We start from the raw sequence: 13,055 nt of genomic DNA, 5'->3' as shown, positions 1-13,055 counted from the left end.
GGTGTCCAGCGACCTGATGGAGGTGATGGGCATTTCCGACCGCATCCTGGTGCTGTGCGAAGGCGCCATGCGCGGCGAACAACTGCGCGAGCACGCGACTGAATCCAACCTGCTGCAGCTGGCCTTGCCGCGCGGCCTGGCGAACTGAGAGAAGACCATGACCATTCAAAACAACGCGCTGCCTTCGGCACGCAAACCCCTCGATATGCGCGCATTGCTCGACAACTGGGCGATGCTGTTGGCGGCGGTGGGCATCTTCGTGCTGTGCGCGCTGCTGATCGATAACTTCCTCTCGCCACTGAATATGCGCGGGCTGGGCTTGGCGATATCCACGGTGGGCATTGCTGCGTGCACCATGCTGTTCTGCCTGGCGTCGGGGCACTTCGACTTGTCGGTGGGCTCGGTGATCGCTTGTGCCGGTGTGGTGGCGGCGATTGTGATGCGCGATACCGACAGCGTGATGCTGGGCATCGGCGCTGCATTGTTGATGGGCCTGATGGTGGGGCTGATCAACGGCATCGTGATCGCCAAGCTGCGCGTCAATGCCTTGATCACCACCCTGGCGACCATGCAGATCGTGCGCGGCCTGGCGTACATCTTCGCCGACGGCAAAGCGGTGGGTGTGTCGCAGGAACAGTTCTTTGTGTTCGGCAACGGCCAGTTGTTCGGTGTGCCGGTGCCGATCCTGATCACCATCGTGTGCTTTCTGTTTTTTGGTTGGCTGCTCAACTACACCACTTACGGGCGCAACACCATGGCCATCGGCGGCAACCCGGAAGCTGCGTTGTTGGCGGGGGTGAACGTTGATCGCACCAAGATATTGATCTTCGCCGTGCACGGCCTGATCGGCGCCCTGGCTGGAGTGATCCTGGCGTCACGCATGACCTCGGGCCAGCCGATGATCGGCCAAGGCTTCGAGCTGACGGTGATCTCGGCATGCGTGCTGGGCGGAGTATCGCTGAGCGGCGGCATCGGCATGATCCGCCACGTGATCGCCGGGGTATTGATCCTGGCGATCATCGAGAACGCGATGAACCTGAAGAACATCGACACGTTTTACCAGTACGTGATTCGCGGCTCGATCCTGCTTTTGGCCGTCGTTATCGACCGCATGAAACAACGTTGATCCAAGCCATCGGGAGATCAAATGTGGAAGGGCCGGTGCAACGATTCGACTTGCCCCTCCCACATGTTCACCGAGCACGACCCATCCAGACGGGTGGGTGCCGAGGCCGTTACAAAATCAAGCTTGCCCCTGCCTGACCAAATCCACTGCCACGCTTCAAGCGACCAACGGGGGCTTGCGTCACCTCTGTTTAATTGTTAGCTTCTGGCAAAATGTTAACGATAACATTTGCTCTAACAATAAAAACAAAACAGAGACTCACGCCATGAAAATGCTCCCAAAAACCCTGTGTTTACTGGCTGTCGGCATCACCTTCGGTACTCAAGCCTTTGCCGCCACACCGCCCGCGCCCATTCGTATCGGCGCCTCCTTCCAGGAAATCAACAACCCCTATTTCGTCACCATGAAAAACGCTCTGGAAGAAGCCGGCGCGACCATCGGTGCGAAGCTGATCATCACCGACGCCCGCCACGACGTGTCCAAGCAGGTCAGTGACGTCGAAGACATGCTGCAAAAAGGCATCGATATCCTGCTGATCAACCCTACCGATTCGGTCGGCGTGCAGTCCGCCGTCAAGTCGGCCCACGCCGCAGGCGTCGTGGTGGTGGCGGTGGATGCCCAGGCGGACGGCCCGCTGGACTCGTTTGTGGGCTCGAAGAACTTCGACGCGGGCTTCCAGGCGTGTGAATACCTGGTGAAGACCATCGGTGGCAAAGGCAATATCGCCATCCTCGACGGCATCGCCGTGGTGCCGATTCTCGAACGTGTGCGCGGTTGCAAAGAGGCGGTGGCCAAGCACCCGGACGTCAAGATCGTCAGCATCCAGAACGGCAAGCAGGAGCGTGACCAGGCGCTGACCGTGACCGAAAACATGCTGCAGGCCCAGCCGACCCTCAAGGGTATTTTCAGCGTGAATGACAACGGCTCCCTCGGTGCGCTCTCGGCCATCGAAGCCAGCGGCATGGACGTGAAACTGGTGAGCGTCGACGGTGCGCCGGAAGCGATCAAGGCGATCCAGAAATCCGGCAGCCATTTCATCGCCACCTCGGCCCAGTACCCCCGCGACCAGATCCGCCTCGCCCTGGGCATTGCCCTGGCCAAAAAGTGGGGCTCTCAAGTCCCGGCCAGCGTGCCGGTGGACATCACCTTGATCGACCAGGCCAAGGCCAGGGACTTCAGCTGGTAAACCCCCAGGCCCCACGCAAACCGTGGGGCCCAGGTCTTCCTTCTGAGCGCGAGGTCGGCGGTATGAGCAGTCTTCTGAAGCTGGAAAACATCTGTAAGTGTTACCCGGGGGTCCAGGCCCTCAAGTCCATCAACCTGCAAGTGGAGCGTGGCGAAATCCATGCCTTGCTGGGGGAAAATGGCGCGGGCAAATCCACCCTGATGAAGATCCTCGGCGGCGTCGAGCATCAGGACGAAGGGCAGATCCTCATCGACGGCCAGGCCCGGCAATTTGCGACTTACCGTGACGCGATTGCCGCCGGTATCGGCATCGTGTTCCAGGAATTCAGCCTGATTCCCTACCTCACAGCCGTAGAAAACATCTTCCTCGGCCATGAGTTGAGCAACCGTTTCGGCCTGTTGCGCAAGCGCGAAATGGTCGAGGCGGCGCAGGCGTTGTTCCAGCGTCTCGGGGTGAGTATCGACCTGTATTGCGCGGTCAAGCACCTGAGCGTGGCCGAGCAACAGTTCGTCGAGATCGCCAAGGCCCTGGCCCTGGACGCACGCCTGCTGGTACTCGATGAACCCACCGCGACGCTGACGCCCAGCGAAGCCGAGCTGCTGTTCGAGATCATGCGCGAACTCAAGCGCCAGGGCGTGGCGGTGATTTTTATCTCGCACCATCTGGAAGAGATTTTCCAGGTGTGTGATCGCATCAGCGTGCTGCGCGACGGCGGCAATGTGGGCGTTACCGACGTGGCCGACAGCGATATCGACCGCCTGGTGGAGATGATGGTGGGGCGCCGCCTGGAGTGCAGTTTCCCGCCCAAGCCCACTTGCGAGCGCGGCCCGCTGTTGCTGGAGGTCAAAGACATCCAGCTGGTGCGCAATGGCCCACACAACAGCTTCCAACTGCACAAGGGCGAAATCCTGGGCTTTGCCGGGCTGGTGGGGTCGGGCCGTACCGAATTGGCCCTGGGCATGATGGGGGCGCTGCCGTCGGTGAGCAAAGAGGTGTGGCTGCGCGGCGAAAAAATCAGCCTTGACGACCCAGCCCAAGCCTTGGCGCACGGCATCGGCCTGCTGCCGGAAAGTCGCAAGAGCGAAGGGCTGATCACCGATTTCAGCATTCGCGAAAACATCTCCCTGAACAACCTGCCCAAATATCAGAACGCCTCGGGTTTGATCGACAAGGCCAAGGAGTGCGCCAGCGTCGAAGCGCTGATGCGCCAGCTGTCGATCAAGGCGCCCAGCGGCGAAAGTCGCGTGCTTAACCTCAGCGGCGGCAATCAGCAAAAAGTCGTGATCGCGCGCTGGATCAACCACCACTGCGAGGTGCTGGTGTTCGACGAGCCCACCCGCGGCATCGACGTCGGCGCCAAGGCGCAGATCTACGCGCTGATGCGCAGCCTCACCGAACAAGGCTACGCAATCATTATGATTTCCTCCGAATTGCCCGAAGTCATCGGCATGTGCGACCGCGTCGCCGTGTTCCACAAGGGCGCGATCGTCAAGGTCCTGGAAGCGTCCGCCGTCAATCCTCAAGAGGTCATGCGCCATGCAACAGGGGGCTCAAGTGAATACGTCCATTAACACCGCCGGCACCGGCCGGTTGCGCCTGAACCTGGCGCGGCTGCTGCGTTCGCCGGCGTTTTATCCCTTTGTCGGGCTGGTGGTGGTGACCCTGGTGATGATCCTCGCCAGTGACACCTTCCTCACCGCCAGCAACCTTTCCAATATCGCTCGCCAGGTATCGATCAACGCGATCATCGCGGTGGGCATGACCTGCGTGATTCTTACCGGTGGCATCGATTTGTCGGTGGGGCCGGTGATGGCGTTATCCGGCACGCTCACGGCCGGTTTGATGGTGGCCGGCGTGCCGCCCGGCCTGGCGATTGGCGCCGGGTTGCTGGTAGGCGTGGCGTTCGGCATCGGCAACGGGCTGTTCGTGGCTTACCTGCACATGCCACCGATCATCGTCACGCTGGCGACCATGGGCATCGCCCGTGGATTCGGGCTGATGTACACCGACGGCTACCCGATTTCCGGGCTGCCGGAGTGGTTCGCCTTTTTCGGGCGCGGCAGCGTGTTCGGTATGCAGGTGCCGATCCTGATCATGTTGCTCACTTACCTGGCCGCCTATGTGCTGCTGCAACACACGCGTATAGGCCGCTACATCTACGCCATCGGCGGCAATGAAGAAGCGGTGCGTTTGTCCGGGGTGCGTGCGGCGCGCTTCAAGCTGCTGGTGTACGGCATCAGTGGCCTGACCGCGGCGATAGCCGGGCTGGTGCTCACCTCGCGGCTGATGAGCGGCCAGCCCAATGCCGGTGTGTCGTTCGAGCTTGATGCGATTGCCGCCGTGGTACTCGGCGGTGCATCGATCGCCGGCGGGCGCGGGGTGATCGTCGGCACCTTGCTTGGCGCCATGCTGCTGGGCGTGTTGAACAACGGCTTGAACATGCTTGGCGTGTCGCCCTACGTCCAAAGTGTGATCAAGGGCGGGATCATTTTGCTGGCGATCTTTATCAGCCGTCAGCGCCATCGATAAATACCTCACTACACAGGATCGAACACCATGGACAAGCACACCCACATGCAAGCCGTCGTCTGCCACGGCCCGAAAGACTACCGCCTGGAACGCATCGGCAAACCCCAGGCCCGCGCCAATGAGTTAGTGATTCGCATCGCTGCCTGCGGTATCTGCGCCAGTGACTGCAAGTGCCACTCCGGCGCTGCGATGTTCTGGGGCGGTGACAACCCCTGGGTCAAGGCGCCGGTGGTGCCGGGGCATGAATTTTTCGGCTACGTGGTGGAGGCGGGCGAGGGCGCCGAGGAACACTTCGAGGTCAAGGTCGGTGACAAGGTCATCGCCGAACAGATCGTGCCGTGCGGCAAGTGCCGTTTCTGCAAATCGGGCAAATACTGGATGTGCGAAGTGCACAATATTTTCGGCTTCCAGCGTGAAGTGGCCGAAGGCGGCATGGCCCAGTACATGCGTATTCCCAAGACTGCCATCGTGCACAAGATCCCTGAGGCGGTGTCCCTGGAAGACTCGGCCCTGGTGGAGCCCATGGCCTGCTCGATCCACACCGTGAACCGCGGCGACATCCAGCTCGATGACGTGGTGGTGATTGCCGGCGCGGGCACCCTCGGTCTGTGCATGGTCCAGGTGGCGGCGCTGAAGACCCCGAAAAAACTGGTGGTGATTGACATGGTCGACGCGCGCCTGGAACTGGCCAAGCAATTCGGCGCCGATGTGGTGATCAATCCCGCCCGTGACAACGCCCGCGAGATCATCAATGGCCTCACCGACAACTATGGTTGCGATGTCTACATCGAGACCACGGGGGTACCGGCCGGCGTCACCCAGGGCCTGGACCTGATCCGCAAGCTTGGGCGGTTTGTGGAGTTCAGCGTGTTTGGCGCCGAGACCAGCGTGGACTGGTCGATCATCGGCGACCGCAAGGAACTCGACGTACGCGGCGCGCACCTGGGGCCGTATTGCTACCCGATTGCCATCGACCTGTTCGAGCGTGGCCTGGTCACGTCCAAAGGCATCGTCACCCACGATTTCCCGCTGGACGACTGGGCCGAAGCGTTCGAACTGGCGAACTCGACCAAGTCGATCAAGGTGCTGTTGAAACCGGTGCTGCCCGCCCATGAGTAACAACATGAACTACGTCATGGGTGTCGACATCGGCACCCAGAGCACCAAGGCGCTGCTGGTGGATGCCCAAGGCACGATCATTGCCCAGCACAGCCAGGGCTATCGCGTGGATACCCCCAAAGTGCGCTGGGCCGAGCAATGGCCGCAGGTGTGGCTGGACGCTGTGCAAGCCTGCGTTGCCCAGTGCATGGCCAAGGCTGGCGTGCCGGCGGGGCAGGTCAAGGCGCTGTGCATCAGCAGCCTGTACGGCGGCTCGGGGATTGCCGTGGATGCGCAGATGACACCGTTGCACCCGTGCCTGATCTGGATGGACCGCCGCGCTGGCGAGCAGGTCGAGTGGGTGCGTGAGCATGTGGATCTGGAGCGGCTGTTCGCGGTCACCGGTAACTCGGTGGACAGCTACTACGGTTTCACCAAAATGCTCTGGCTCAAGCAGCATCAACCGCAAGTGTGGGCGAACACTCGCTACTTGCTGCCGCCCAACAGCTACATCAACTGGTGCCTGACCGGTGAGTTGGCGGTGGACCACAGCAGCGCCGGCAATATCGGCGGTGTCTACGATGTGGCGGCGCGCAACTGGTCAGGCGAGATGCTGGATGCGCTGGGTATCGCGCGGTCGATGATGCCCGAGCGCTTGGTGTATTCCGGTGAGGTGGTGGGTGGTTTGCTCGCAGACTGGGCCACTCGCCTGGGCTTGCAGGCGGGCACGCCCATCCTGGCCGGTGGCGTGGACGCGGCCATGGCCACTCTGGCCGCAGGCGTCACCCAGCCGGGTAATCATGTGGCGATGATCGGCACCAGCATGTGCTGGGGTTACCTCAACCAGCAAGTGGATGCGCACCACGGCCTGGTGAGCATGCCGCATGTCTATAACGGCCACCGCGACCTGTACATCTTCGGCGGTGCGATCACCGCCGGAGCGTCGGTCAGTTGGTTTCGCGAGCAGTTCTGCCAGGCCGAAGAGCAGCAGGCCCAGGCAACCGGGCAAGACAGCCTGGTGCTGCTGGAGCAGAGTGCCAGGAAGATCCCGGCGGGCAGTGAAGGTGTGGTGTTCCTGCCGTACCTGATGGGCGAGCGCAGCCCGGTATGGGACGACCGCGCCAGCGGCAGTTTTGTCGGGCTGAACCTGTATCACAGCCGCATTCACCTGTACCGCGCGGTGCTGGAGGGTGTGAGTTTTGCCCTGCGCCACAATATCGAAGCGGGCACCCAGGGCGCGCATTCCCTTGACCCGCGTTTGATCGTGGTGGGTGGGGCCAGCCATTCGGATTTGTGGATGCAGATCATTGCCGATGTCACCCGCTACCCGGTGTACACCATTGTCCAGGAGGTTGAAGCGGCTTTGGGCGCGGCGTTGCTGGCGGCGCATTCGGTGGGGTTGGTCAGTGATGAGGCGATGGACACAGGCTGGGTGCAACTGGAGCAACGGGCGCAGCCCAAGCGCGAGAATGTCATGGCCTATGACCGGGCGTTTACCGAGTACCTGAAGCTGTATCCGGCCCTGAAACCGATCATGCACAACCTGCAAGCTACCTGACTCAACACGGTTAAAAATGGGGGAGGGGGCTTGCTCCCGATGGCGGTGTATCAGTCAGCTTATCTGTAGCTGACACACCGCCATCGGGAGCAAGCCCCCTCCCACAGTGGATCTTCATTGTTCTTGAGATTTTATCTATGAACGCAGTCTTCAACTTCACCCACCAGCGCATCCTCGTCACTGGCGCCAGCAGTGGTATCGGTCGCGAAATCGCCCGGCAGCTGATCAACAGCGGCGCCGAAGTCTTTGCCCTTGGTCGCGACGCCCAAGCCTTGGCCGAACTGGGCTGCTACTCCCTCTGTGTGGACATTGCCGACAGCGCAGCCCTCAATAAAGCGCTGCAAGACCTGCCGCCCCTGCACGGCCTGGTCAACTGCGCCGGCATCTCGCGCCTGGAGCCCGCCGCCGCGATCAGCGCCGAGGCTTTCGACCAGGTAATGAACGTTAACGCCCGTGCCGCCGCCCTGGTGGCCAGCCGTGTCGCGGCCAAGATGATCGCGGCAAACATTCCCGGCAGTATCGTCAACGTCTCCAGCCAGGCGTCGTTGGTGGCGCTGGACGACCATCTCGGTTACTGCGCCTCCAAGGCCGCCCTGGATGCGATCACCCGCGTGCAATGCGCCGAATGGGGCCGCTTTGGTATTCGGGTAAACAGCGTCAACCCCACGGTGACGCTTACGCCGATGGCAACCATGGCCTGGTCCGAGCCGGCTAAGCGCGATCCGGCATTGGCGGCAATTCCCCTGGGGCGTTTTGCGCAACCCTCGGAAGTGGCGTTGCCGGTGCTGTTCCTGCTCAGCGATGCCGCCAGCATGATCAGCGGCGTCAGCCTGCCCATCGACGGCGGTTACACCAGCCGCTAGCCGTTCTCCAACTGGCCGGCGATGACCACCTTGTCCCGCGGCTTGTACGGATCTTCCAGGCGATCGAGCAGCAAACGTACCGCGCTGCTGCCAGCCAGTGACGCGTCGTGGGCCACGCAGGCGATCGGCACGCCAAAGATATCGGCGAAGGGCAGGCGGTCGATGCCGCAGATGGTCAGGCTGTCATGGGGGATGTTGTGCATGCGCAGTGCGCGCAGGGCGCCGAGGGTGATCAACTGGTTAAAACCCATGATCGCGTCCGGCGCCGAATGTTCGGCGAGGTAGTCCAGGGTGTGCAGGTAGGATGGCATCAGCGTGTAGTCGCCCGCCTGCACTTCAACGTGCACCTGGGGATGCTCGGCCAGCACTTCGCGCAAGCCTTTGAGGCGCTCCACGGTGATGCGCGAGTGCTCGGGGCCAGTCAGCACCAGCAGGCGCTTGAGGTGCGGCGTCTGGCGCAACAAGTAGTGCGCGGCCTGGATGCCGCTGTGGTAGTTGTCGAGCACCACGCGGCTGAACGGGCTGTCGTGGATCGTGCGATCCAGCAGCACCACAGGGGTCTTGCCGTTACCCAGGCGTTCCAGGTAGTCGGGCTGGTAGTTCGGCTCATCGGAGACCGGCGACAGGATGATCCCCGCCACGCGGTAACCCAGCAGCGTATCGACCGCCTTGCTTTCCAGTTCTTCCAGTTCGTCGGTGTCCACCAGCATGATGGTGTACCCGTGTTGTTTCGCCTCGCGGGAAATGGCCTTGATCATTTCGCTGTAGAACGGGTTGTCCACCGAGGCGGTGATCACGCCGATGATCAGGCTTTCACTGCGCTTGAGCCCGCGCGCGAAGGCGTTGGGCACGTAGTCGAGTTCGCGTGCCACTTCGAGGATGCGCGCCAGGGTGGCGGGTTTTACCAGGTCAGGTTTGCTCAGCGCCCGGGACACGGTGATGGTGGTCATGCCGACCCGTTTGGCAATGTCGCTGATGGTGACGGACTTTTTCTTGTTCATCGGTAAGGCTGCGAGAGGACACATCAGCAGGCTAGCATGTGTGCAGGCCCAGTGTGATTCAAATCAGCGGGTCCCAGCGTTGCGACCAGTCACCTTCAGCCTTGACCACCTCGCGCAGCAACGCCAGCGCCTGCTGCAACACCGCCGAATCCCGCGCCCGCGAATACACCAGGTAAGTCGGGAAACTGAACTCCGGCGCCTTGGGCACGCGCTGCATCACGCCACTGTCCAGATAGCTTTGCACCACCCGCGTGCGGAAATACCCGGCGCCGCCGTTTTCCAGGATGTACTGCAGCGCCAATGGGCCCAGGTTGAAACTCACGGCGGCACGTGCGCGGTCGGGCAGGGCGGCGTCATGCTGCTGGCGGAAACCCTGGCCCCAGTCGATATACACATAGGGCTCGGGTTTGCTCGCCAATTGCACCAGGATCAGTTTTTCTTCCAGCACTTGCTCTACCTGCAAACCTGGCCAGTACTGCGGCTGAAACACCAGCGCGGCATCGAGCACGCCCAACTCCAGTTGACGCAACAGGTACTCGCCCTCGCGAATTTCGGTACGCAGTGCATGTCCGGGAATATGCTCGCGCAGCGCCTTGGCCCAACCGAGCATCAGCGGGTTGCACAGGCTGACCTCACCGCCGATATGCAGCACATTGCGATAGCCATCGGGTAACGGCAGGTCACGGCGCGCCGCTTCCCAGGTTTGCAGCAGCTGGTTGGCGTACACCACAAAGGCCTCGCCATCGGCGGTCAGGCGTGCACCGGCACGGTTGCGGATAAACAGCGTGCTGCCCAACTGGCTCTCCAGGTTCTTGACCCGGGCGGTGATGGCGGTCTGGGTGACGTGCAGTTTCTCCGCCGCTGCGGCGAGGCTGCCGCAGCGGGTGATTTCGAGGAAGGTGCGTGCCAGTTCGATGTCCATGAAGCCCCCCGGAAGAAGAATGGAGGGCATTGTAGTGGAATGCGGTAAAAACTGTGGGAGGGGGCATGCCTCCCACAGTTTCGATTGAATCTCAGCTCAGGGTTTCAGGTGCTTGCAAATGCTCGGTAGGGAAGGCTTTTGCATAGGCATGACACACCCTCAACACCTGCTCATCGGCAAACCGAGCAGCCACCACATGCAACCCCACCGGCAAACCATTGGCGGCCAACCCGCACGGCACCGACGCAGCCGGTTGCTGGGTGAGGTTGAAGGGGTAGCTGAACGGCGTCCATTCCATCCACTCGTTCATCCCCGAGCCGGGCGGTACGTTGTGCCCGGCTTCGAACGCGGTAATCGGCATCATCGGCGATACCAGCACGTCGTAGTGCTCATGGAACGCCGCCATGCGCGCGACCAGTGCGGCGCGCGCTTCCAGGGCGGCGTTGAAGTCGTCCAGGCTCAGACGCTCGCCCCGTTGCGCAATACGCAGCAGCCCCGGGTCCAGCAGTTGCTTTTGCGCGTCGCTCATGGAGCCGGTCAGGCGTGCAGCGCCGGCGGCCCACAGGGTGCTGAACACCTCAAGCGGGTCGCTGAAACCCGGGTCGATCTGCTCTACATGAGCGCCCAATTGCACCAGGTCTTCCACGGCCTGGGCGACGACCTTGGCGACTTGCGGGTCGACATCCACATAGCCGAATGTCGGGCTATAAGCCACGCGCAAGCCCTTCAGATCCGCCCCTGGGGTGAGCCAGGGCGTGGTCCTTGGCGCCCCGATCAGGCCATCGCGCACATCCATTTGTGCCACGGTCTGTAGCATCAGCACGCTGTCTTCCACCGTGCGGGTCATGGGCCCCAGGTGCGACAGGATGGTCATGGAGCTGGCCGGCCACTGCGGCACATAACCGAAGGTCGGCTTGATCCCGAACGTGCCGGTGAACGCACACGGGATGCGAATCGAACCGCCCGCATCGCTGCCCTGGTGCAACACGCCGAGGTTCAACGCCGCCGCCGCCCCGGCGCCGCCGGACGAACCGCCCGCCGTGGTGCGGGTATCCCATGGGTTGCGGGTGATGCCGTACAGTGGGTTGTCGGTGACGCCTTTCCAGCCGAACTCGGGGGTGGTGGTCTTGCCCAGCAGCACCGCGCCAGCCTTGCGCATGAAGTGCGAGAAGGGCGCGTCCACATTCCAAGGCCCCTCGGCGGATGAGGTGCGCGAGCCCTTGCGCGTGGGCATGCCGAGGGTCAGCGTGAGGTCTTTTATCGACGCTGGTACGCCATCCAGGGCGCCGCAAGGGGCACTTTTTAACCAACGTTGTTCCGAGGCCCGCGCCGCGTTCAATGCACCCTCAGGATCGACATGGCAGTAGGCGTTCACCACCGGGTTGTAGCGTTCGATGCGCAGTAACGCATCTTCGGTGACCTCTACCGGTGACAAGCTCTTGTCGCGATAATGCTTGAGCAGTTGCACCGCCGTCAGTTGGCCGATCTCACTCATGCTTGAACTCCCTGCGCCGCATTGACCATGGCCCGCAGCAACACCGCGCAGCCAGCCGCCAGATCATCCGGCGCGGCGTTTTCGATTTCGTTATGGCTGATGCCGCCTTCGCATGGCACAAAGATCATCCCGGCCGGGCCCAGTTCGGCGACGAAAATCGCGTCATGCCCGGCGCCGCTGACGATGTCCATATGGCTCAAGCCCAAGGCTCTCGCGCCATCGCGCACGGCATTGACGCAGTCCGGGTGGAAGTCCAGCGGCGGGAAGTCGGCGGTGGGCGTCAGTTCAAAGGTCAAGCCGTGTCGGGCGGCCGTGGTTTCGATCACTGCGCGTACTTCATCGACCATGGCTTGCAGTTTGTCCCCATGCAGGTGACGCAAGTCGATGGTCATCTGCACCTGGCCGGGAATCACATTGCGCGAACCCGGGTGCAGGCTCAGGCAACCAACGGTGCCGCAGGCATGGGGCTGTTGATGATGGGCGATACGGTTGACCGCGCTGACCACCTCGGCGGCGCCGACCAGGGCGTCCTTGCGCAGGTGCATCGGTGTGGGGCCGGCGTGGGCTTCGACGCCGGTGAGGGTCAGGTCGAACCATTTCTGGCCCAGGCAGCCCATGACCACGCCGATAGTGGTGGCCTGGTCTTCCAGTACCGGGCCTTGCTCTATATGGGCTTCGAAGTAGGCCCCGACCGGATGGCCCAGAACCGCACGGGAACCGGCATAGCCAATGCGCTGTAATTCGGCACCTACTGACAGGCCCTGGTCGTCGCATTTGTCGAGGGTGTCCTGCAAGTCGAACTTCCCGGCAAACACCCCGGAACCCATCATGCACGGCGGGAAGCGCGAGCCTTCTTCGTTGGTCCACACCACCACTTCAATCGGCGCCTGGGTCTGGATCTGCAAGTCATTCAAGGTACGGATCACTTCCAGCCCGGCCATCACCCCGTAGCAGCCGTCGAACTTGCCGCCGGTGGGTTGGGTGTCGATGTGGCTGCCGGTCATCACCGGGGGCAGGGCGGGGTTACGTCCGGCACGACGCGCAAAGATATTGCCGATGGCGTCGACAGTGACGCTGCACCCAGCCGCTTCGCACCACTGCACAAACAGGTCGCGGGCCTGGCGGTCCAGATCGGTGAGGGCCAGGCGACACACGCCACCCTTGGCCGTGGCGCCGAGTCGGGCCAGGTCCATCAGCGATTGCCACAGGCGGTCACGGTTGATCAGCGGGGCGTTGCTCTGGAGCGGTTGCGCAACACTATTCATCAGAGATCTCCA

11 protein-coding genes are annotated in these 13,055 nt (G+C 62.3%); 7 read left to right on the top strand and 4 right to left on the bottom strand.

What is annotated here, in order from left to right; genetic code table 11:
- The first annotated feature begins 157 nt into the window (after positions 1-157).
- The 7 genes from araH (at position 158) to E4P00_RS06385 (ending at position 8,360) form a co-directional block, all read left to right on the top strand.
- On the top strand, positions 158-1,126 hold the full coding sequence (gene araH, locus E4P00_RS06415) for an L-arabinose ABC transporter permease AraH (RefSeq protein ID WP_005787495.1): 969 nt from the start codon (positions 158-160) through the stop codon (positions 1,124-1,126).
- Between the two features lie 265 nt (positions 1,127-1,391).
- A complete protein-coding gene (locus tag E4P00_RS06410) occupies positions 1,392-2,312 on the top strand; it encodes a substrate-binding domain-containing protein (protein WP_248130971.1) in 921 nt (306 codons plus the stop codon).
- 62 nt (positions 2,313-2,374) lie between these two features.
- Positions 2,375-3,883, top strand: coding sequence for a sugar ABC transporter ATP-binding protein (locus E4P00_RS06405; protein ID WP_248130969.1), 1,509 nt, complete (start codon positions 2,375-2,377; stop codon positions 3,881-3,883).
- The gene (locus E4P00_RS06400; protein WP_148854168.1) at positions 3,849-4,841 is read left to right on the top strand and encodes a ribose ABC transporter permease; all 993 of its coding nucleotides are present in this window, start codon (positions 3,849-3,851) and stop codon (positions 4,839-4,841) included. Before E4P00_RS06405 ends, E4P00_RS06400 begins: the two co-directional genes overlap by 35 nt.
- Positions 4,842-4,868: 27 nt before the next feature.
- Positions 4,869-5,960 carry an alcohol dehydrogenase catalytic domain-containing protein gene (locus E4P00_RS06395; RefSeq protein ID WP_032876446.1) on the top strand — a complete coding sequence of 364 codons (1,092 nt, stop codon included), beginning with the start codon at positions 4,869-4,871 and terminating at the stop codon, positions 5,958-5,960.
- A gap of 4 nt (positions 5,961-5,964) precedes the next feature.
- The gene (locus E4P00_RS06390) at positions 5,965-7,497 is read left to right on the top strand and encodes an FGGY-family carbohydrate kinase (RefSeq protein WP_248130967.1); all 1,533 of its coding nucleotides are present in this window, start codon (positions 5,965-5,967) and stop codon (positions 7,495-7,497) included.
- A gap of 137 nt (positions 7,498-7,634) precedes the next feature.
- Positions 7,635-8,360, top strand: coding sequence for an SDR family oxidoreductase (locus tag E4P00_RS06385; RefSeq protein WP_248130965.1), 726 nt, complete (start codon positions 7,635-7,637; stop codon positions 8,358-8,360).
- Here the strand turns inward: E4P00_RS06385 and E4P00_RS06380 are convergent.
- The 4 genes from E4P00_RS06380 to E4P00_RS06365 form a co-directional block, all read right to left on the bottom strand.
- Positions 8,357-9,361: a LacI family DNA-binding transcriptional regulator gene (locus E4P00_RS06380; RefSeq protein ID WP_078821059.1), complete on the bottom strand. Its 1,005-nt coding sequence runs from the start codon at positions 9,359-9,361 to the stop codon at positions 8,357-8,359. The two genes, E4P00_RS06385 and E4P00_RS06380, sit on opposite strands and share 4 nt — an antisense overlap.
- A 58-nt stretch (positions 9,362-9,419) precedes the next feature.
- Positions 9,420-10,283 carry a LysR family transcriptional regulator gene (locus E4P00_RS06375; RefSeq protein WP_005787511.1) on the bottom strand — a complete coding sequence of 288 codons (864 nt, stop codon included), beginning with the start codon at positions 10,281-10,283 and terminating at the stop codon, positions 9,420-9,422.
- 91 nt (positions 10,284-10,374) lie between these two features.
- A complete protein-coding gene (locus E4P00_RS06370) occupies positions 10,375-11,778 on the bottom strand; it encodes an amidase (protein WP_248130963.1) in 1,404 nt (467 codons plus the stop codon).
- Entirely contained in the window at positions 11,775-13,043 is a 1,269-nt protein-coding gene (locus tag E4P00_RS06365; protein WP_248130961.1) for a Zn-dependent hydrolase, read from the bottom strand. Before E4P00_RS06365 ends, E4P00_RS06370 begins: the two co-directional genes overlap by 4 nt.
- Positions 13,044-13,055 lie beyond the last annotated feature (12 nt).

Source organism: Pseudomonas sp. B329 (genome assembly GCF_023127835.1).
Taxonomy (GTDB): Bacteria; Pseudomonadota; Gammaproteobacteria; order Pseudomonadales; family Pseudomonadaceae; genus Aquipseudomonas; species Aquipseudomonas synxantha_A.
The sequence above is the reverse complement of the archived record's forward strand: the minus strand, read 5'-3'. Positions and strand labels throughout refer to the sequence as shown.